This is a genomic window from Legionella maioricensis, assembly GCF_023618015.1.
In the GTDB taxonomy this organism is placed as follows: Bacteria; Pseudomonadota; Gammaproteobacteria; order Legionellales; family Legionellaceae; genus Legionella; species Legionella maioricensis.
The window spans coordinates 144,208-164,676 of the sequence record NZ_JAJKBJ010000007.1; the positions used below are offsets into that span (position 1 = coordinate 144,208).

Sequence of the window (20,469 nt, forward strand, 5' to 3'; positions counted from 1 at the left end):
GTCGAGGATAGAAAAAGTACACAATTATACGGGACTTCTTATAAAACTACCATTTCAAAAAGAAGTCTACTCTATGTTAGAAAAGATGTCCTCCTTTCCCTAACCTAAGTTATACTTTGATTATAATTATTAAATTGATATAGATAATGGCTGATGATTTTCTGTCCGATGAGGACAAGGCTTTGTTTCGCGATCAAATGCGAGCGGTAAAGCCCTTAAACGAAACAACCAAACGGGTTAGCCGCCCCACCTCACCATCAGCCGAAAAAATCCCCAAAACAATGACTCCCTCTGCGTTGAGTAAAAAAACAGTAGCTAAAAAGGACTATTATTTGTCCGATTTTATTAGCGAAACAGTCCTTTCCAACACTCTTTTATCCCACTGTGATCCAGGGGTTCCAAGCAAGCGTTTTCGTGCGCTAAAGAATGGACTGATTCCTTGGGAAGCCAGGCTGGATTTACACGGTTTAAAAACTGAGGCCGCTCGCGAGGCCTTAAGTCATTTTATTCAAAATGAAGCCAATAAGAACAAACGCTGCCTGCTTATTATCCATGGTAAAGGAGGACACCAGGGTGCCCCCCCCGTTATTAAAAATCTGGTCAATCGGTGGTTACCGCAATTTGACGAAGTCTTAGCCTTTCACAGTGCGCAGGCCAAAGACGGAGGGCATGGGGCAGTATATGTTCTACTAAAAAGAAACAGAGAAGATTAGTGACAAAAGTATACATTACTTGCGTTCACTCACCATTCTAAGGATAATTCGCCAAATCATCCCAATTTCTCGAGTACACTATGGAACACTTAAGTCAATTTATTATGAATCACTGGCTGCTTTGGCTGGCTTTTATTGTCGTTTTGGCTTTAACCTTTATTAATGAATTAATAACGCAAAAAAAGAAAGCAAAAGAATTAACTCCCCAGTCAGCGGTAGCCATGATCAACAATGAAAATGCAACAGTTATTGATTTACGCGATAAAGAAGCATTTAAAAGTGGACACATAATTGATTCAATTAATGCGACAGTTGAAGATTTTGAACAACCTAAAATGACGAAATATAAAAATAAAAATATCATTTTAGTCTGTGCTCGTGGCTTGCAATCTCCGGCTGCGGCTGCCAAAATTCGCATTCAAGGCTACCAACCTGTAGTGCTGGCTGGTGGTATTGCGGCATGGCAAAATGCCGATCTTCCCTTGGTTAAAGGAAAATAATACTATGGTGCAAGTCATCATGTACAGTACTGGTTATTGCCCGTACTGCACTAGAGCTAAAGAGTTATTACATAAAAAAAATGTTGCGTTTACTGACATTCGTGTCGATTTACAACCTGAATTACGCGACGAAATGATTGCTAAAAGCGGCAGACATACGGTGCCTCAAATTTTCATTAATGGCCAAGCTATTGGTGGCTGCGATGATTTATATGCCCTGGAAAATCAGGGGAAACTGAACCAACTTTTAAAAGGATAGAAATATCATGACTGAACAAACCAATCCAGAACAACAAAATGACGAAGCTCAATTCATGATTCAACGAATCTATGTGAAAGATTTATCCTATGAAACACCTAATACCCCAGCTGTATTCCAGCAACAATGGGAACCAGAGCTGAACCTGGATCTGAATACCACCAGTACTCAACTTGAAAATGGAGTGTTTGAAGTAGTATTGACTGTTACTGCGACCGTTGCCAATAAAAAAACAACAGCCTTCTTGGTTGAAGTGAAACAAGCAGGAATTTTCACCATTCAAGGTGCTGCAGCTAACCAGCTTGATCATCTGCTCAACAGTTTCTGCCCAAGTATTCTTTTCCCTTACGCCCGTGAAGCGATTACCTCTCAAGTGATTCGAGGCAGCTTCCCGCAACTCGTTTTAGCACCAATAAATTTTGATGCGTTATACATGCAACAATTGCAAGAAAAACAAAAAGCGGCTGGAGTTAAAGCAGAAGAAACGTCACATTAAAACGATGAATAAACATACTGTTGCCGTATTAGGTGCCGGTTCATGGGGCACTGCAGTTGCAATACATTTAACTCAAATTGGGCATCGCGTTTTGCTGTGGGGACATAACCCACAGCATGTCGCCCTTATGACCAAAGACCGTGCTAATTTGAGCTATCTGCCTGAGATTCATTTTCCTGATAATCTGATTCCCGTGGAAGATTTAAATCAATGCATTCGAGAAGCAGATTATGTGATCATTGCTGTACCCTCCCATGCATTTGCTGAGCTCATCACAAAAATGGAACAGCCCCCACAAGGTTTAGCCTGGCTTACCAAAGGGGTGGATCCTCAAAGTCATCACTTATTAAGTGAATTGGTGTTTCAGCGTTTTGGAGCTGAATTTCCTGTGGCAGTTATATCAGGCCCTTCTTTTGCCAAAGAAGTCGCACGTTTTTTACCTACTGCGCTGACTTTAGCAGGCAATAATCTAGCCTTTCAAAAAAACATCCATCAACTCCTTCATCATCATAATGTTCGTGTTTATTTAAGTGACGATCTTATTGGAGTTCAGTTATGTGGTGCCGTTAAAAATATTTTAGCTATAGCCTGTGGTATCAGCGATGGTCTTGGTTATGGTGCCAATGCAAAAGCGGCGTTAATTACCCGCGGTTTAGCTGAAATGAGTCGTTTAGGACTTAGTCTGGGAGCACGCCAGGATACCTTTTTAGGTTTAGCTGGTGTAGGGGACCTGGTACTCACCTGTACGGATGATCAATCTCGCAATCGCCGGTTTGGCTTACTTTTAGGACGTAATATTTCTATAGAAGAAGCAGAAAAACAAATTGGGCAGGTTGTAGAGGGGAAACATAATGCCGCCCAAGTCTGTGCTATAGCACAAGCAAAGCTTGTAGAAATGCCTATTTGTGAGCAAATCAACGCCCTTTTAGCCAATAAAATTAATGCCAAGCAAGCAGTGGGTATTTTAATGAGTCGTCCGCCCAAGGAAGAATAAGTGTTCCCGGTTGCAAGCAACCGGGCTACGAATTACCCCTTGGCATCGACCAATTCTATATCCCGAATCGCAAGCTCTTCACCTAGAAATATCTTGCCCACGGTCTGGAATCGCTTCACGGAATCCGTCACCAAATAATTTACTTTGGTGGGTACACCAAAATCAATGTTGAGTAAATCCTGTTCTTCTAATAAGGCATGAAGAGATAAAGCAGTAGCTTGTGCGGAGTCAACAATAGCAACGCCTGCAGGCAATAGACTCTCGAGCAAAGGTTTAAATACCGGAAAATGGGTGCAACCCAATAAAACAGCATCTTCATTACTGAAGTCTTCCAAATAATGCTTTAAAGCCTCACGAGCAACGGAATTATTCACCATTCCTTCTTCCGCTAAAGCCACCAAGACACTGCAGGCACGACTGGTTATTACCGCTTGCGGGAGTTGCTGCGTTATCAGCTCCTGATAGGCTTTGGAAGCAATAGTTGTTTCCGTCGCTAAAACAGCAATACGTTGATTGCGGGTTGCGGCAACTGCTGCCGATGCTCCAGGTGTCACCACCCCAAGCACGGGAATTTCCGGGAGCATGCTTTGTAAATGGGGTAAGGCGGCGGTGGTAGCGGTATTACAAGCGATCACTAACGCTTTAATGCGACGCTCAACCAAAAGCCTTGCCATTTGCATGGCGTATTGTTTTACGGTATCAGGGCTTTTAGTTCCATAAGGAAGACGGGCAGTATCACCCAAATAGACAAATGACTCTTGTGGTAAACGGGCTCGCAATGCTTTTAATACAGTTAATCCCCCCATTCCTGAATCAAATACACCAATCGCCAATTGCTTGGAATTCAATTGCATTCTCCTTATTATTCAGTCGCCTCACCGAATTTAGGTTAATTGTAGCCTGGATGTAGACGCAGTCATACTCTGAGATGAGGTGCCCCCCCAATCCCGGGTTACAGCTTCGCTTTCACCCAGGCTACACATCAGTTTTTAGTTCACTCATTAACGTCTTAAGCTCATTTTAGCATGAAGCAAGTAGGTTGGGTCATTTTGACCCAACAAAATCATTATTTCTCAGAATTGAGTATTCTTTAAAAATAAAAAAGCCTCTTGGCAGCATTTATATCCTGCTGCCAAGAGACCTTAATCTCATTCTTCCTTAAATACTTTAAGGCTTAAATACCACTGAAGGAGTCTCAGGCGCAGGCCCTTGCTCTGCCCTGGTTTTTTCTGCCTCATCAACAGTCGCCTTAATCTCGTTTATTCCTTTTTTGAACTTGTCTATGCCTTTTTCAGCGCCTTTCACAGAGTCTATATGATCGGTCTGTTTTTTTACCATCCCTTGAGCATCTGTTACTTTTGCATTTATTGCAGCGCTATGATCGTTTTTATATTTAGTGTAAAGCGAGTCTTTTGTAAATCCGAGAAGACCTCTTTCTTTCGCCGGATTAAAAGGACCAGACTCTACTATTATTGCATCCCGGCCAAAGCGCATATTTTTCGCATTTTTCTCGCCAACTATAACCAGCGCTGTCCATAAATGACGCATATCCTCTTCACTGGTACCATTCAGACGGATAGGGTTGTCTTTAGAAGGTGGATTTTTAGGATCAAAACGAGACAATATAGCTACCGCCATCCCCATGTAAAAATTCACTTTCGCGTCAGTCAGTCTTGGATCGAGTTGACCACGTGGACCGACAGGCGGCTGGGTTTGGTGAGGAGGATCCTCGACAACAAAGGTACATTGTTGTTGTTTCGTAATTTGACCGTCTTTCAATTTAGATGGAGCGGGAGGAGCTGTATCATGTCTTTCAACAAATTTGCCTTTGGCGTTAAAAGTAGTTGGTGGCTGCCCGCTGGTTACCGGACGATCCATTTCGTACTCGCACTTATCACCAGGACCTAAGCGATCGCCTGTTAAAAAGTTGTTGACCTTACTTGATGTACCTATTGTTGCAGCGGCTCGATGCGCAGGGGCTCCGACAGGAGGAGAAGTGGTAATAGTATTACCCGCTTTTACTATCGTAGCCTTAAATGAAGCAGGCTCATAATAATCATTTTTCTTATTAGCAATATTATCATCAATAGTTTTTAAAATTCCTGATGGGCCGGACAGTTTTTGCTGATAATCGCGAAAAATCGCCAGGCTTTTTTTGGTTTCCTCCAGTTCTTGTTTTATTTTATCAACTAAATCATTGGCCTGTTCCCATCGCTCATCTTCATCAGGGCCTCGGGGAATGACCTTGGGAATACTGGCCAACTGTGCCTCAAGCAAGGCTTGGTTGCGCAATAGTCTATCCACGATTGAATCACATTTATCTGCCATATCCCCAAATTTGGCCCGCATGCCATTGGGATCATCCTTACACTCCCTTATAAATTGAGGTGCGGCTAAATGAACTGGATTAACATCGGAGACAAATTGCAATTTAGCCGCAGTATCGCCAAAAGATTCACGCTTTTTATTAAAAGTCTCTACTAAATCGTCCATTTGGCTTATGGCGGTATTAAAGGCGGTCATATTAGTTCCACGCAATGGAGCTGCCACACTTTGAATTTTGAGCTGGTTAAACGCAATAGCCGTTAATTCATGCTCCATTCCCGCTTTTAATCCTTTTAGAGTGGAATCATTGCCAATCTTACCAATAAATGTTGTAAGATCCTTGGAGCTCTTAAAGTAATCATTTATCTTGGCAATATTAGCATCGGTAACAAGAGCTGTTTTTTCTATGCGCAGTAGGATGTTTATTAACTCTTTATTCCGATCACGAGGATTAAGAGCTGCGCTATGTAATTCCTCATTGAACTCACGCTGCTGTTTTATAGAGGCTGTTATATCGTTGTCTACTAGATAAGCCGTACCTGTAGGATTTAACCCAAATGCGTCATAAACAATAGCGTTACCCGGAGGAATGCCACATTTTTCACTAATATCATCGACCAGATCTTTATATTTCTTTACTGAAGTAAAATCATTAGGACCTATAGTTTCAATAAGATCATTAAGAGCTGTAATTTTTGACTTATCTAAAATAAACCCGGTCTTTTCTAAGGCTTTCGCTATGGGCACATTATGAAGTTGTTGAAAACCTGCCAGCCTTACATTTTCGTTTACAACTTCGTCAATGCCCTCAGCATCTCTTCCTAAATAGAACTTCACTGCATTAGCATCTTTAGCATTGGCTAAATGACGTATTTGTTCCGGTTTTTCTAATAAAGCTGCTTGCCTTTCTGGAGGTAATTTATCTAAAGCAGCAAGTAATTCGGGACGAAACTCCGCGCCAAATTGAGCCTGTGCTAAATGTATTTTAAAAGCATGGGGACGGATTACTGCTTGAATATCGTCTTTATCGGCACGGGTTATCCAATCAACCGGATCAATACCTGCTTTTTTTAATCCGGCCCTAAACTCCTCTATGTTTTTTGCTGTATTAATTTCTTTTAAAATACCCTGATTAACGGGATTATTCGGTAGATGAAGGATTTGATTTTGGACCATATCCAAAGCCTGGTCATGGCTCCATTCCTGCATCGCCCGCCATTCCTCTTCCTCTATCCAATCAACATTGGTGATACCTAGTTTTCCTAATCCTGTTTTAAATTCTTCTAAATTTTGTGCTGAGTTAATTTCGCTAAGAATCTTTAAATTCGCCGGATTAGTATCCAGATTCTGAATTAAATTTTGCAATATTCCTTGTCTAATTAAAGCGGGATTGGAGGCTACAGCTTCCTCTATATAAGGATATCCTCCGTCTTGATCTTCCTCTGTCCCCCAAAGATTATCTATCTCATCTTCTAACTCGTCGTCAGATGCATTCAATGCATCCAGTACATCTCCCCCAGTAATAGAGAGTGCAACTTGTAAATAACGAGCACCTAAAATGCCTCTGAGTTCTGCTATCTCCTCTTCAGACAAGTCACGACACTCAGATTTAAACGGTTCGTCTAAACCTTCGGCGAAGTATTGCTTCTTGCTCTCTAAAGTATCTTTTTTTGCTAAAAGATCTTCTTCTGAAAGGTTAAGTACATAGGTTGCGAAATTTTCCTTTACCCAGGCTTGCCTTACTTCTGTTTCCCGTTCTAGGGCTTGATTATGTATCCCTGGTACTGAGGTTGTTAATGGATGAGTGATGTGAATAGACGCACTTTGCGGATAGCCCAAGGCCTGCATGGCTCGATTTAGCTGATCCTGACTGGTCGCATCCAATAACTGTTTTAAGGCTACTTTATCAGTGGAAGTTGCTATTAATCTGGATAATAAAATTTGACTGGCATGCTCTTGAATTTGCTTTACTGTTGTATCAGGTAAAACGGCGACGGATTTATTGTGTGGAACAGGACCTGTAGGGCCGGGAACCATGACATTTGGCTGCCAGCCTTTGGCCTCCTTTAACAAACCAAATTCTACTTTTTCGGCCAGATAAGCGCGACACTCATCGGGATTATTAGCAAGAATTCCGATTAACACATTATTATCTACTTTATATAAGTTACTTCGAACTCGTTGCTCAGCAGCCATTTGATGTAATTTTTGGAATGATACCTGCGGATTAAGATCGTTGGGATCTAGAAACTGTGTATTATCTAAAGCATTCTGATCCATCAACTTGGCATTAGCCATACTATGAAAAAGATACCAAAAATCTTTGTGAGCAATAATTGCGTTCCTAAACTCACTAGCATTTCCAGGATCGCTTCTTAATATAGCATCTAAAGCGTCATCACGCATTTTTTCTCGTATCGCACGTAGTGACAAATCAGGGTCTTGTGCTACCTGATAAATGCTTTGTAGCGCCTGGGAAAGCTCTAAATTCATAGCCATAAATATGCTCCGCGAATCGTTATATAATCATTTTATGCTTTATTTCTTAACTTATCCTTAAATTTTGTCGTTATTTAGTCTCAGTCCCTTGCATAGATAAAAACATGAACTAACTTTATTAATAGAAGTATAGCAACTTTAAGGCGAAAAAATGAGAATAAAAATAATCCTTATTGGGCTAATTATGGCAAATGGAGTTCAGGCTCAGGGTTGCATCGTCGGAGGTCGCCCTTCTCAGCCTCATTATGTCTGTTTTGATGGAAGAACATTGGCTCTGTCAGAAGTGGGGTATGTGTGGAACGCCAAAAGAGGTTGTTTTATCAGCTCGGTGCCTTGCTGCGCCTATAACGCGACTCACTATGCCTTTTATGCCAATCCATCACAAATAGGCGCATCCTACGCCCGTTGCCGACATGATTATCCTTTTCATTTGGGGGAAATGCAGACTCATTAAGTGCATTCCAGCCCTTCTCCATTATGTTTCTATCTGCGTAGCGTAGGTAGAGACGCTGTCGTACACCGGGAGGACATGCCACTCAATCCCGGGTTACGGCTGGCGCCTTCATCCAGGCTACATTACAAAAAAACACGTAGCCCGGTTGCTTTGGATATTCAAATCAACAAAAAACGGAAGTTCTTCTGGATTTCGTTTAGGTCAAACTGATTGAGGTACAGGGAAAAACTCATCCAGGCACTTAATGCCGCCAAATCCTGAAATGGTGGAGGTAAATAAACGGGATTGGTTAATATGCCACGTTCTTTCAACTCCCCTAATAAAGGCAAATCATCCAAAACCAATTTTCCAGTAAATAACAACGGAATGGAGTCAACCCGCTTTTGGCTAATAGCAAAGCGAATATAATTGTAGATTAAAACAAAACCCTTGGCATAAGATAAATCTTTCGTAAAAGGCCCGCCAGTGGGAGTACTGCCTCTAAAAACACGTACGGTTTGATTGTAACTGTCGTCTTCACTCAAACCACACTCTATAAAATAACGATAGATATCAAGAAAATCAGCACCCTGGGTGACCTTATCCAAAGCGATGACTCGATTAGTAATTTTCAGCATTCGCCCCGGATAAGAAGAAAAGGTAACCACTTCAGTAATAACAGCTAATCCCTCTTGAATCACGCTGCTGGAAGGTGAACCTTTGGAAAGAAAAAAACAGTTAGGCTGCATGGCGCCATTTAAAGTGGTTCCCACATGCACCCACCCTTCATGAACTTCCAAATAGCGCAAATCCCGGTCGCTAAACATCGCCTGCTGACTTAATTTAATACTATCCGCACCGGCTGATGCATCCGCCACCATCCCATCACTAATCATAACGGTTACTTTGCCAGGATGTTTATCAAAGAAATGTCCTAATCGAGCTTGCAGAATTTCTTGAGCTTGTTCCGGGGTATGACGTTTTAAATCAGCTTCTGATTGTAACTGCACATTCAAATCAGTTAATACATCAAACAACAGGGTTCCCATTTGACTCATGCGTGGGCCACCTGCATAAAATACATCACTGGGGCTGCCATACAGTTCCATTGCCAACTCACTAAAAGCTGGCGTACCTCGCGCGGCCAACATCTGGGCCGCGCGACTGTATTCTTCGCATTGACGTCTAAGCAAACGGGTTAAGGTAGAGTATTGTCCCAATTGATTCTGGGCATCCCGTAGAATAATCCGGAACTCTTCTTGTTTCTCATGAACCTCAAAGGGCAAAGGTTTTTTGTCATAATATGACTTATCGACATTGGGAAGTTTATTTCCTTTATTTTTGAAAAATTCCTGTTTGATGGAACTATCCCATTTGATACTATCAAGAATCCTGATTTTGCGTTGCGCCTCCACAATACGCTTCGATAACTCCTGTATAATAAGCAACTCACCTGATTCTGATGGCGTCATAATGAACCCTTATGTAGTGATTACTTCCACAGGTGGTGCAATACTCACCTGTGCACTCTGAGTTTGCGGGGGTAAATCATAAAAAGTACTTATATTGGAACTCGTTAACGGTGGGGGAACTTCAAGTTTCACCCCATTACGACTTTTTAAATAAATGTTCTCACCATTACTGGAATAACGAGAAGAACAGGCCGATAAAGCCAGTATAGCAAGAACAATAAAACCCAATTTTTTCACAACATTCCCCAAATTAAATCAACTCTAAACTCTTAAGTACTTTTTCTAAAGCCTGGTGGTGCATTTCAGACAACTGGGTCAAAGGCAATCTTATTTCCTCGCCAATTAAACCCATTTTATTCATTGCCCACTTTACCGGAATAGGATTGGCTTCTACAAACAACAACTCATGTAAAGGCATCAATTCGTCTTGTAAACGCAAACAAGCAGCATGATCTTCGTCCACAGCCAAATCACACATTTTTGCCATTAATTTGGGCGCAACATTGGCTGTTACAGAAATGACTCCCTTGGCTCCAGCAAGCATCCATTGTGCTCCGGTGAGGTCATCGCCGCTAAACACATCAATACTGCCTTCACAAAGACGCAAAATTTGCTGCAAACGAGTCATCTGCCCTGTAGCTTCTTTGATGCCTACAATATTGGAAATCTTAGCCAGCCTCGCTACCGTTTCAGGTAACAGGTCACAGACCGTTCTTCCAGGCACATTATATAAAATAATGGGTATGGGGACTGACTGGGCAATTTGGCTGTAATGCAAATACAGCCCCTCTTGAGTAGGGCGAATATACGCAGGGGTCATAATCAGCACCGCATGAGCGCCATATTCCATAGCCTGCTGAGTTAATGCAACACAATCTCTGGTCGCATTCATCGCGGTACCCGCAATCACAGGAACTCTCTCTTTGGCCTGTTCTATCACCGTTTTTATCACCAGGAGTTTTTCCTCGTGTGACAAAGTACCAGCCTCACCAGTAGTTCCAGCAGCCACCAGTCCATGAGTACCCATCTCTATGTGAAACTCAACTAATTCACGCAAACGATGAACATCTACTTGATCGTCCTGCATAGGCGTTACTAAAGCGACTATACTTCCTTTAAACATGTTGTCCTCTATTTTTTTATTCTTACCCTTATACTACTGGAAAAATGGGGTCCGAGTAAATTTTTAAAACTGGGATCAGGATAATATTTTAATTCGCAAAAAAGACTTCCTCAATAAATTATGTTTATTTTATTTACACCTTTCACTTATTTTGTACTATTCTTCATATGAACCATGACAAATAACAAGAGGAAGTCAACCATGAAAAAAATAATAGCAACTGTGTTTTGCCTGGGGGTATCAACCACAGCACTGGTTGGTTGTACCAATACTGAAGTTGGAACAACAACTGGAGCTGCTGCTGGAGCCGGGATAGGTTATGCAGTTTCTGGAGGTTCAGCTTTAGGAACGGTTATCGGTGCAGGCGCAGGTGGTTTGATAGGTAATTCTATTGGTCGAGATCAAGACAGACGCGCCTATTATGGTAACCGCTACTATCGAGCAGGTTATTATAATAATGGCTATTACCGTGGGTATTATCGTAATGGATACTACTATCACTAATACGATGTAGCTCACTTTATCATGTAATAATTTTGCCTTGATTGATTTAACCCTTTCTTTATTTGAAAGGGTTAAATCAAAGTAATAATAAAACCCCCATAAGAAAATCCCCTTCTCCAGTCCTTCAAAAAAATTGTTAACGAATCATAAGCAATATGAAAATTCCATTGCTATACTGTTGAAAACACAAAAAATAATACAAGGATTGTAGCCATGCGACTAAAAAATAAAGTAGCCATAGTTACTGGCGCTGCCAGTGGAATAGGTAAAGAAATTGCCTTGGTCTATGCCAAGGAAGGAGCAAAAGTAGCCATTGCCGATCTCAATCTTGCTCAAGCCAACCTCGTTGTAGAAGAAATAAAATCTATGGGTGGACAAGCCATGGCAGTAACCATGAATGTCACCGACGAACAACAAGTTAATGACGGTGTGGATGCCGTAGCAAAACAGTTTGGTGGTGTGGATGTCCTCGTCAGCAATGCAGGAATTCAAATTATAGAATCAGTAGACAAGCTCGCATTTTCTGATTGGAAAAAAATGTTGGCTATTCATTTAGATGGGGCATTCTTGACTACTCGGGCCGCACTGAAACATATGTATGCCTCAGGTAAAGGAGGCAGCGTTATTTATATGGGCTCGGTTCACTCTAAAGAAGCCTCTGTATTGAAAGCGCCTTATGTGACTGCAAAACACGGCTTAATTGGTTTATGCGAGGTAGTCGCTAAAGAAGGGGCGGCTCACAATGTAAGAGCCAATGTGATTTGCCCGGGTTTTGTGCGAACCCCTCTGGTAGACAAACAAATTCCAGAACAAGCTAAAGAACTGGGAATCAGCGAAGAAGATGTAGTTAAAAAAGTAATGCTTAAAGATACGGTAGATGGTCAATTTACCACCACGGATGATGTAGCGCAGACCGCTTTGTTTTTTGCATCGTTTGCATCAAATGCATTAACGGGGCAATCGCTAATCGTCAGTCATGGATGGTTCATGGAGTAAACCATGCCCCGACAGGACAAGAAGAAAAAACTGAGGAACACGGTCATTGCTTGTTCTTTCCAGGGTGGGGGTGCTCTTGGTGCATATCAGGTTGGCATTGTTCACGCACTGGACGAGGCGGGCTACGCTCCAGACTGGTTTGTCGGTACTTCTATAGGGGCAATGAATGCCGCCATTGCGGCAGGAAATCCTCCCCAGATTCGTGTAGAAAAAATGCATCAATTCTGGGACACCATATCCACTCCAGAAATATTTCATCCATTCATGGCTTTTAAAGATCCGGAAAATCGTAAAATTCAACATTTATTGTCATCTCAATATTCTCTGTTCATGGGGCAGCCTGGTTTTTTTCGACCTCGCTTTCCCCCTCCAGAATTAGGCTGGCATGATAGTGCGGATTTGTTAAGTTACTACGATACCTCCCCGCTACGCAGTACACTGGAACAATTTATTGATTTTGATCGCATCAATGATAAAAATACAACTCGCTTAAGCCTTGGCGCCGTGGAAATAAGCTCCGGTCAAATGGAGTATTTCGACTCTGATGAACGAAAAATTGGTCCAGAACATATTATGGCCAGTGGAGCCCTTCCTCCAGGATTCCCCGCTGTTGAAGTAGATGGGAAACTGTACTGGGATGGGGGAATTTCCAGTAACTCCCCTGCAACTTACGTTTTATCTCACCGATGCCCAAAAGATTTACTTTGTTTTGCAATACACTTATTCGACTCCTATGGCTTAAACCCCACCAATCTTGATGAAATATTACAACGCAAAAAAGATATTGAATTTTCCAGTCGAATGGCCAAGGTGATTCAACTTTATCAGGAAATTCATGCGCTAAAAAACAGCATTCATCTATTGGCGCAACACCTTCCTAAAGATCAAAAATTAAGTCCTGAAATGAAACTATGCATCTCCAGAGGCAAAGATTCCAATATCAATTTGGTACGTTTCCTATATGAAGCAGATAGGACTGAGCTGTCCTCGAAAGATTATGAATTTTCCAAAACAACAATAGCTGAACGGATAGCTCATGGTTACCGTGATGGTCGAAATGCAATTAAGAAATCCCCTTGGCTTGAACCAGTACCTCAAACTTTAGGGGTTGCCGTCTATGATATGTGCGCCAAAAACCATTTAAATATAAATATGCAGGAGGAAGAAGATGAATGAAGCAGAAGTGAAACAAAAAGCGTTTGCCATGCCACTTTCCAATCCATCTTATCCAAGAGGACCTTATCGTTTTATCAATAGAGAATATTTGATTATTACTTATGAAACCGATATGGACTTACTGCGCGACATTGTTCCCGCCCCTTTGGAAGTAGCAGAGCCTTTGGTTAAATTTGAATTTATCCGGATGCCAGACTCCACCGGCTTTGGAGATTACACTGAATCAGGGCAAGTGATTCCAGTGCGTTTTAAAGGCAAAACGGGTAGCTATACTCATGCCATGTACCTCGATGACCATCCACCAATAGCCGGCGGCAGAGAAATTTGGGGCTTTCCCAAAAAAATGGCTAACCCCAAGTTGGAAGTGGTAAACGAAACCATTATTGGTACTTTAGAATATGGGCCTTGTCGCATTGCTACTGCAACCATGGGTTATAAATATGAAACGCTTGATGTAAAAAAAATTGCGGAATCAATGACTTATCCAAATTATTTACTTAAAATAATTCCTCATGTTGATGGGAGTACGCGAATTTGTGAACTGGTAGAGTACCATTTAGCTGAAATTACCATAAAGGGAGCCTGGCAAGGACCAGCACAACTTGAATTAGCTCATCATGCTTTGGCACCGGTAGCAAGTCTACCTGTACGTCGAATCGTGAATGCTGTTCACTTGCAGTCAGATCTCACCTTGCCTTATGGGCGGGTGGTGCATGATTATCTGGCCAAATAATTCTTGAGAAGTGATTTAGGGATAAAATAAAAATGCTCATTATAATAGGCTACATTGTCATCTTATTCTGTGTTTTTGGGGGATTTGCCATTGGCGGCGGTCATCTGGCCGCTGTGTTTCAACCTATTGAATTACTGATTATTGGTGGAGCAGCTGTAGGCTCTTTTATCGTGGGAAACAACGCTACTGTATTGAAATCAGTATTAAAAGCATTGCCTGGTGCCTTTCGTGGACAGCAATCGGTAAAAACGCTTTCTGTCGATTTGCTAAGCCTGCTCTATAGCTTGTTGAATAAAGCCAGACAACAAGGTCTGATGTCTCTTGAAAATGATATTGATGAGCCAGAAAAAAGCCCTATTTTCACTAATTATCCCTCTTTGATGGCCCAGCATCATGTCATTGAATTTATTTGCGATTATTTACGACTCATCATTACCTCGAACATGCAGCCCTTTCAACTTGAAGCCTTAATGGATATGGAGATTGAGTCCCATCATGAAGAAGAAATGATCCCCGTTCACGCGATTACCAAGCTCGCCGATGCAATGCCTGCTTTTGGTATTGTCGCCGCGGTCCTTGGCGTGGTCCATACTATGGAGTCCATTGATTTACCCCCCTCAGAATTAGGGGTCTTAATTGCCCATGCCCTGGTTGGAACTTTCCTAGGTATTTTACTAGGCTATGGATTCATTGGTCCAATAGCCACTGCTATGGAACAACGAGCTAATCAGTCTCAATTATTACTTCAGTGTATCAAGGTAACTATATTATCCAGTTTACATAATAATCCACCCATTATTGCGATTGAATTTGGACGTAAAGTGTTATTCTCTGCTCAAAGACCTTCTTTTAACGAGCTTAACGATGAAATAAAAAATCCAAAACCGGCTGCTTCAGCTGAAGCAGCTGCTTCTGAACCAACACCAAGTTAGAGCATATCCATGAGCGAAATAAATGACATTAGTGATGCGCGAGGGGATGACTTAGGCGATAAGAAAGAAAAAAAAGATAAAAAAGAAAAAGCCAACGCCGCCCCAATTATTAGAAAAGTAAAAAAAGGAGGAAATGGACATCATGGTGGCTCCTGGAAAATTGCCTATGCCGATTTTGTCACCGCAATGATGGCCTTCTTCTTACTTATGTGGTTAATTGCTTCATTAAATAAATCTCAAAAAGCCGGCATTGCTAATTATTTTAAACAACCCATAAAAGTTGCTCTCGTTGGTGGTGAGGGTATCGGCGATCGAAAGTTAAATGTTAAAGGTGGCGGCCCTAATGTAGAAGCGATAGAGGGGCAGGTTTCGGCTACTGATAAGCCTTTAACTAAAAAAGAAGTAGCTGAGGATTCCGACTCCAATAAAGACGAAATAAAAAAACTTGAAGAATTAAAAGCAGAAATCAATCTGAGTTTGGAAAAAGATCCTTCGCTTGCCGGCTTAAAAAAACAGCTATTGATGGATGTAGTATCTGATGGCTTACGTATTCAATTAATAGACAACCAGAAAAAACCAATGTTTGATGTGGGCTCAGATAAAATTAATCCCGAAATTCAACCGATTTTGGCTAATATCGCTAAACTACTTAACTCCGTAAACAATAAAATAACGATTCAGGGACATACTGATGCCAATCCCTATCATAACCCAGAAGAATTAGAGTACACCAATTGGGAATTATCATCGCAAAGGGCAAACGCTGCGCGTCGCGCATTAATCAAAGCAGGTATGGACGAAAATAAAGTCATGACGGTTTCAGGATTTTCTTCTACTGTTCTTTTAGATAAGGCCAATCCCTATAATCCAGAAAACCGACGTATCAGCATTATTGTCATGAAAAAAGGGGCAGAAGATAAAATTATTTCTAACAAGTAAACACCATTCGTCATCTCATCCCCTGCACGTCATCTCGAGCGTCAGCGAGAGATCTCATCAATCATGCACTGGGCTTGACTTGGAGATCTCTCGCTGACGCTCGAGATGACGTGGAGATGCTCCGGATGATGTGGAAACGCTCCAGATGACGTATAGACATTCGAAATGGAGATACTCGAGATTAAGGGGTCCAATCACAGGGGGATTACAAAAAAATCTTGGTCCTTGCCTCTTCTACCATTACATTAAACTCCACAATTGATTTAGCTCGCTGTAAAGCTAAAGCAAAAAATTGATGCTGTGTCACCACTGGAAAAGCCTTTTTTTCAATATCCTTCAAGACCACGTTCACTCCTGGAGCGACAAAAACCACCGCAAAAAACGGTGATTTTCTAAATTCAAGCTGTTCTCCCTCGGTACAGTGAGTTTGGTAATCTTGAGGAAGAACGTTAATTTCTGGCAACAAAGTACCCAAGTAAGTCAAACATGCTTTTCCCGAGGCTGCTCGCTGTTTTAAACCCGTAACCAAAGCACTAAAATCAACGTCATAAGTAATGTCTAACTTTCCTGGCTGCCTAAATGGAATATTTCTATACAGAGGGGACGAGGAACCGTAACAACGGTAATCCACATTTTTTAATTTAAATGAAAGCTCACCATAATCAATAACAATACTGACCAAAGCTTTATCTGCCATTAACTGGGCATAAGTATCCAGGTAGGGACAAATTATTTTACTATCGCCTGGTCTCATGGAAGCCAGAATCTCATCATGTTTGGCTAGGTACTGCTCCAAATCAGGAAATAAATTTAATGGCAAAACCGGATAGGAAAAGAGAAAACAATTGGATGGGCCAGCAAATTGTTTATTGGCAGTAATTGCCAGTAATTTTTTGAATCGTGCTGCGGTAATAACCAATCCTTGATGATCGATATTCATCTTTTGCTGCGTCAAGAACAACTTAAACCGTGCTGATTCTTCCTTTAATCCGGCAACGCTTTCAGGATAATGCTTTTGTAAATAACTATAGGCTTCCGGAAGTAATACCGGAATAGCCATCTTTACCTGGCATCGTCCTTCTTCATCAATAACTACCTGTTCCGAGGGCAGCATATCCATTAATTCATTACTAAGATGTAATGCTGCTTTTTTATTATAATGAGTCATTTTTAATGCATCATCCTGGATCACTTCTACAGTTCCCTGTTTAATAAAATGATCCAGCTTTTGTTTCTGTCGCTCAACAAGGGCTGAGGCAATTTCTATGACCGTGTAATGGATGGCTTTTGCAAACTCCGCCCAATCCTTATCCTCAACAGCCATAGCCTTTATAAAGCTCAGCATTTTAAAGCAGAGATCCCCTTCTCCAGCGCCACACTCCAGGATTTCAAAACATTTTTGATCCTCTATGGGCAACTGCAACCAAATTTGAAATGCCCTATGGCTTAAAGCGATGGCAAGCACATGTCCCTCACTGGCTTCGGTATGAAAATGCCCTTCTTTATTAGTGTCACTAGTAAATTCAATATTGCCACTGGAGTAATAGCCAGCATTGTCCAGATATTGCATGCAATTAATGGCTTGTCCCAAAGTTAAAAAACGCTCGTCAAGAACCTGCTCACTAAAAGGGATGAACGGTTTAGGTAACCGTTCAGGGAAAAAACCATAAGCGATGGACTTTCTTGTTGGTACAGAGGTGTGTCTTGTTTGTTCTACTATGCTTTTGGTCGCATCCAATGGAAACGTATTAGCCAATCCTACCAAATCTCTAAATCTGGGGAGCTTCTGAATGATGATAAGTAATTCGGGAATAGTTAAATCAAATCGTAGTAAATCTGCTCTGGTTTGAATCAATCGAGCACAAGGTCTTTCTGCTAATATTCGTTTAGACGATGATTCTGTTCTCCTCTCCCCGGCAATCAGTAGATGTAACGAGGGATAAGCATTAACCACAGCGACCAAGTCATCTAATTGAGTAATATAAGATTCAATTAATCTACAAAATCTGGGCCGAGGTAAAGCCATTAACTTATCAAGGATTTGCACATAATGCACCGCATCAGGAATAAAGGGCTTAACCCGAGGAGCATGCAATAAACGCTCAAAAGTATTAGGCAATAACTGACAAAAAATACTTAACTCTTCGAAGCTACTCACTGCATGGACCAAGAACCCTGGAAATCGCGCATCAAGATCTTGAAAGGCCTGCAGATCATTAAAAGCCAATTGTAATACAGCATCATGAGAATCAAATGCCTTAAGGGCCCCTAGAGACAGGTACCATTCTTTAGCGGGCAGGTCTCCCAACCTCAACATGTAATTTAATACTATGGAAAGTAAATCAGCTTTTAATATTTTTTTATTGGCCGCTAAAAATAAAGTCTCTTTTTCTATGAGTTTCTGTTTAAGCCAGCTTGAACCCCCAATCTGATTTATTAAGAACGCCCCTGTTTTTATATTCGCTTTAAGCCATCGCTCTAACTTAGCCCCCGGAATTGGATGCTGATTTTTTTCCAGGCTCTTTTTTAACTCTTCCGCAAGAAGAATATCCAGATTATTCCGCGCTTCACTTAATTCACCAGTTAAAGACAGGTCGAACAATAGATTATCGATCTGTTGCAATTCTGTTAAAATAGATTCTATTTCATCGACTTCTACAAGAGCCTCCTCACTATTTATTTGAGATAATAAAGCACCTAAAGCTAATGAATTAGAGGTAGTCCCTTTTATTTTTAAATAAACTTGTCGAAAAAATGCTAAATAGCTGGAATGAAAAGACATAAAATGCACTAAAGAATCAAAAATGAATCAATTATACCTGATATCTCGATCATATTCCAAATTTTGGGCAATTTTGCCGGTTCATGACTTGCTTTGTTAAATCCAGTTGGATATGATTTAAGACTGGTCTGTTGAAATGTTAACTCAATAGTGTTAATATTAACCAACCATAGAGGGATACCTCTAACCTGGATTAGTAATGAAATGAGGATGTTCTTTCATGTCTTTAAATGAATCTGCAACAATGTCACCAGCTCAATCAAACGAACACATTTCGGAATGGAAAAAACAAGATACGGTCTGGATGTTAAGTCTTTATGGAACAGCAATAGGAGCAGGAACTCTTTTCCTTCCCATTGATGCAGGACTAAACGGTATCTGGCCTTTAGTGATTATGGCTTTGCTGGCCTTTCCTATGACTTACTACTCTCATCGTGCATTATGCCGATTTGTCTTGTCTGGATCTGCAGCCCATAATGACATTACCGATGTAGTGGAAGAGCACTTCGGCTCTTTTGCAGGCAAGATGCTTACCGCTTTATATTTTTTCGCCATTTATCCTATTTTACTCATGTATAGCGTGGCTATAACCAATACTACTGAAAGCTTTCTTGTTAACCAAATGGGAATTACCGCCCCACCAAGAGCCCTTTTAGCCATTGTATTAATTCTGGCGCTAATGGCTGTGGTGCGTTTTGGCCAAGACATTATTGTCAAATCGATGTCAGTACTGGTGTATCCCTTTGCAAGCATTTTATTACTGTTGTCTTTATACTTAATTCCAAATTGGAATAATGCTATTTTTCAACAAAATAACTCCTTACAAGCCAATGGAGGACATGGATTATTGATGACCTTGTGGTTAATTATTCCGGTCATGGTATTTTCTTTTAATCATTCTCCCATTATTTCTTCTTTTGCCGTAAGTCAAAAACAAAAACACGGGAATCACGCGGATAAAAGAAGCTCCGCTATTATGAAATACAGTCATTTACTGATGGTTTTCTCCGTAATGTTCTTTGTATTCAGTTGCGTGTTTAGTCTTTCCCCCCAGGATTTAATGCAGGCTAAACGACAAAATATTTCTATTTTGTCCTATCTTGCCAATCATTTTAATACGCCAGTTATTGCCTATATTGCGCCAGTGATTGCTTTTATTGCCATTTCTAAATCCTTTTTAGGCCATTATCTTGGCGCTAAAGAAGGCCTCAGTGGCATTATTGTCAAATCGCTGAAGTCATCAGGAAAGACCATCAGTACCAGTACGCTGCAACGAATAATTGAAGTGTTTATGGTTCTGACTTGCTGGATTATTGCAACAATCAATCCCAACATCTTGAAAATGATAGAGACCTTAGGTGGCCCGGTAATCGCCATTCTTCTATTCATTATGCCTATGTATGCCATTGCCAGAGTTCCAGCAATGAAAAAATACAGCAATCAACTAAGCAATGTATTTATTACCGTAATGGGCATCATCTCTATTTCCGCAATTGTATATGGTTTGATTTAAGAACCAGGATTTTTGCCTCTTGCTTGACAACTCACATGGCAGCCCGACTGCTTATGTCCTCTCTCAAAATCCAGTTCAGC

At 41.1% G+C, this 20,469-nt stretch carries 19 protein-coding genes; 13 read left to right on the forward strand and 6 right to left on the reverse strand.

Annotated elements, in window-relative coordinates:
• Positions 1-146: 146 nt before the first annotated feature.
• The 5 genes from LOX96_RS07920 (at position 147) to LOX96_RS07940 (ending at position 2,962) form a co-directional block, all read left to right on the forward strand.
• Complete coding sequence (locus LOX96_RS07920) at positions 147-713, forward strand: Smr/MutS family protein (RefSeq protein ID WP_250422163.1); 567 nt, start codon at positions 147-149, stop codon at positions 711-713.
• 80 nt (positions 714-793) lie between these two features.
• Positions 794-1,213 (forward strand): rhodanese-like domain-containing protein, encoded by a 420-nt coding sequence (locus tag LOX96_RS07925; protein WP_250422162.1) that lies wholly within the window; start codon positions 794-796, stop codon positions 1,211-1,213.
• Between the two features lie 4 nt (positions 1,214-1,217).
• On the forward strand, positions 1,218-1,472 hold the full coding sequence (grxC, locus tag LOX96_RS07930) for a glutaredoxin 3 (protein WP_250422161.1): 255 nt from the start codon (positions 1,218-1,220) through the stop codon (positions 1,470-1,472).
• Between the two features lie 7 nt (positions 1,473-1,479).
• On the forward strand, positions 1,480-1,968 hold the full coding sequence (secB, locus tag LOX96_RS07935; protein ID WP_250422160.1) for a protein-export chaperone SecB: 489 nt from the start codon (positions 1,480-1,482) through the stop codon (positions 1,966-1,968).
• A gap of 4 nt (positions 1,969-1,972) precedes the next feature.
• A complete protein-coding gene (locus LOX96_RS07940) occupies positions 1,973-2,962 on the forward strand; it encodes an NAD(P)H-dependent glycerol-3-phosphate dehydrogenase (RefSeq protein WP_250422159.1) in 990 nt (329 codons plus the stop codon).
• Between the two features lie 32 nt (positions 2,963-2,994).
• On the opposite strand, the gene murI is transcribed toward LOX96_RS07940, so the two are convergent.
• Positions 2,995-3,810: a glutamate racemase gene (gene murI / locus LOX96_RS07945; protein WP_250422158.1), complete on the reverse strand. Its 816-nt coding sequence runs from the start codon at positions 3,808-3,810 to the stop codon at positions 2,995-2,997.
• Between the two features lie 319 nt (positions 3,811-4,129).
• Positions 4,130-7,786, reverse strand: a complete 3,657-nt coding sequence (locus LOX96_RS07950) for a hypothetical protein (RefSeq protein WP_250422157.1) — start codon at positions 7,784-7,786, stop codon at positions 4,130-4,132.
• Positions 7,787-7,937: 151 nt separating this feature from the next.
• Between LOX96_RS07950 and LOX96_RS07955 the strand changes: the two genes are divergently transcribed.
• Positions 7,938-8,240 carry a hypothetical protein gene (locus LOX96_RS07955; protein ID WP_250422155.1) on the forward strand — a complete coding sequence of 101 codons (303 nt, stop codon included), beginning with the start codon at positions 7,938-7,940 and terminating at the stop codon, positions 8,238-8,240.
• Positions 8,241-8,398: 158 nt separating this feature from the next.
• Here the strand turns inward: LOX96_RS07955 and LOX96_RS07960 are convergent, their stop codons facing one another.
• Genes LOX96_RS07960 through dapA form a run of 3 tightly spaced genes read right to left on the reverse strand, consistent with a single transcriptional unit; the run spans position 8,399 to position 10,814 of the window.
• The gene (locus LOX96_RS07960) at positions 8,399-9,691 is read right to left on the reverse strand and encodes a flavohemoglobin expression-modulating QEGLA motif protein (RefSeq protein WP_250422154.1); all 1,293 of its coding nucleotides are present in this window, start codon (positions 9,689-9,691) and stop codon (positions 8,399-8,401) included.
• Between the two features lie 9 nt (positions 9,692-9,700).
• A complete protein-coding gene (locus LOX96_RS07965) occupies positions 9,701-9,928 on the reverse strand; it encodes a hypothetical protein (protein ID WP_250422153.1) in 228 nt (75 codons plus the stop codon).
• 13 nt (positions 9,929-9,941) lie between these two features.
• Positions 9,942-10,814 (reverse strand): 4-hydroxy-tetrahydrodipicolinate synthase, encoded by an 873-nt coding sequence (dapA, locus tag LOX96_RS07970; RefSeq protein ID WP_250422152.1) that lies wholly within the window; start codon positions 10,812-10,814, stop codon positions 9,942-9,944.
• Positions 10,815-11,015: 201 nt separating this feature from the next.
• Between dapA and LOX96_RS07975 the strand changes: the two genes are divergently transcribed.
• The 6 genes from LOX96_RS07975 (at position 11,016) to motB (ending at position 16,094) form a co-directional block, all read left to right on the forward strand.
• Complete coding sequence (locus LOX96_RS07975) at positions 11,016-11,318, forward strand: YMGG-like glycine zipper-containing protein (RefSeq protein ID WP_250422151.1); 303 nt, start codon at positions 11,016-11,018, stop codon at positions 11,316-11,318.
• A gap of 213 nt (positions 11,319-11,531) precedes the next feature.
• Positions 11,532-12,314, forward strand: a complete 783-nt coding sequence (locus tag LOX96_RS07980) for a 3-hydroxybutyrate dehydrogenase (protein ID WP_250422150.1) — start codon at positions 11,532-11,534, stop codon at positions 12,312-12,314.
• A gap of 3 nt (positions 12,315-12,317) precedes the next feature.
• Complete coding sequence (locus LOX96_RS07985; RefSeq protein WP_250422149.1) at positions 12,318-13,490, forward strand: patatin-like phospholipase family protein; 1,173 nt, start codon at positions 12,318-12,320, stop codon at positions 13,488-13,490.
• Positions 13,483-14,223: an acetoacetate decarboxylase gene (locus tag LOX96_RS07990; RefSeq protein ID WP_250422148.1), complete on the forward strand. Its 741-nt coding sequence runs from the start codon at positions 13,483-13,485 to the stop codon at positions 14,221-14,223. The genes LOX96_RS07985 and LOX96_RS07990 overlap by 8 nt, the downstream gene beginning before the upstream one ends.
• Positions 14,224-14,255: 32 nt before the next feature.
• Positions 14,256-15,155, forward strand: a complete 900-nt coding sequence (motA, locus tag LOX96_RS07995; RefSeq protein WP_250422147.1) for a flagellar motor stator protein MotA — start codon at positions 14,256-14,258, stop codon at positions 15,153-15,155.
• Positions 15,156-15,164: 9 nt separating this feature from the next.
• The gene (motB, locus tag LOX96_RS08000; RefSeq protein WP_250422146.1) at positions 15,165-16,094 is read left to right on the forward strand and encodes a flagellar motor protein MotB; all 930 of its coding nucleotides are present in this window, start codon (positions 15,165-15,167) and stop codon (positions 16,092-16,094) included.
• A gap of 205 nt (positions 16,095-16,299) precedes the next feature.
• Here the strand turns inward: motB and LOX96_RS08005 are convergent, their stop codons facing one another.
• Complete coding sequence (locus LOX96_RS08005) at positions 16,300-18,876, reverse strand: SAM-dependent methyltransferase (protein ID WP_250422145.1); 2,577 nt, start codon at positions 18,874-18,876, stop codon at positions 16,300-16,302.
• 220 nt (positions 18,877-19,096) lie between these two features.
• Between LOX96_RS08005 and LOX96_RS08010 the strand changes: the two genes are divergently transcribed.
• The gene (locus tag LOX96_RS08010; protein ID WP_250422144.1) at positions 19,097-20,389 is read left to right on the forward strand and encodes a serine/threonine transporter; all 1,293 of its coding nucleotides are present in this window, start codon (positions 19,097-19,099) and stop codon (positions 20,387-20,389) included.
• Positions 20,390-20,469: the final 80 nt, after the last annotated feature.

Bases quoted from the DNA above. Each gene is read 5' to 3' on its own strand.
- LOX96_RS07920 (WP_250422163.1), top strand. From the start codon at position 147: ATGGCTGATGATTTTCTGTCCGATGAGGACAAGGCTTTGTTTCGCGAT.
- LOX96_RS07925 (WP_250422162.1), top strand. From the start codon at position 794: ATGGAACACTTAAGTCAATTTATTATGAATCACTGGCTGCTTTGGCTG.
- grxC (WP_250422161.1), top strand. From the start codon at position 1,218: ATGGTGCAAGTCATCATGTACAGTACTGGTTATTGCCCGTACTGCACT.
- secB (WP_250422160.1), top strand. From the start codon at position 1,480: ATGACTGAACAAACCAATCCAGAACAACAAAATGACGAAGCTCAATTC.
- LOX96_RS07940 (WP_250422159.1), top strand. From the start codon at position 1,973: ATGAATAAACATACTGTTGCCGTATTAGGTGCCGGTTCATGGGGCACT.
- LOX96_RS07950 (WP_250422157.1), bottom strand. From the start codon at position 7,786: ATGGCTATGAATTTAGAGCTTTCCCAGGCGCTACAAAGCATTTATCAG.
- LOX96_RS07955 (WP_250422155.1), top strand. From the start codon at position 7,938: ATGAGAATAAAAATAATCCTTATTGGGCTAATTATGGCAAATGGAGTT.
- LOX96_RS07960 (WP_250422154.1), bottom strand. From the start codon at position 9,691: ATGACGCCATCAGAATCAGGTGAGTTGCTTATTATACAGGAGTTATCG.
- dapA (WP_250422152.1), bottom strand. From the start codon at position 10,814: ATGTTTAAAGGAAGTATAGTCGCTTTAGTAACGCCTATGCAGGACGAT.
- LOX96_RS07975 (WP_250422151.1), top strand. From the start codon at position 11,016: ATGAAAAAAATAATAGCAACTGTGTTTTGCCTGGGGGTATCAACCACA.
- LOX96_RS07980 (WP_250422150.1), top strand. From the start codon at position 11,532: ATGCGACTAAAAAATAAAGTAGCCATAGTTACTGGCGCTGCCAGTGGA.
- LOX96_RS07985 (WP_250422149.1), top strand. From the start codon at position 12,318: ATGCCCCGACAGGACAAGAAGAAAAAACTGAGGAACACGGTCATTGCT.
- LOX96_RS07990 (WP_250422148.1), top strand. From the start codon at position 13,483: ATGAATGAAGCAGAAGTGAAACAAAAAGCGTTTGCCATGCCACTTTCC.
- motA (WP_250422147.1), top strand. From the start codon at position 14,256: ATGCTCATTATAATAGGCTACATTGTCATCTTATTCTGTGTTTTTGGG.
- motB (WP_250422146.1), top strand. From the start codon at position 15,165: ATGAGCGAAATAAATGACATTAGTGATGCGCGAGGGGATGACTTAGGC.
- LOX96_RS08005 (WP_250422145.1), bottom strand. From the start codon at position 18,876: ATGTCTTTTCATTCCAGCTATTTAGCATTTTTTCGACAAGTTTATTTA.
- LOX96_RS08010 (WP_250422144.1), top strand. From the start codon at position 19,097: ATGTCTTTAAATGAATCTGCAACAATGTCACCAGCTCAATCAAACGAA.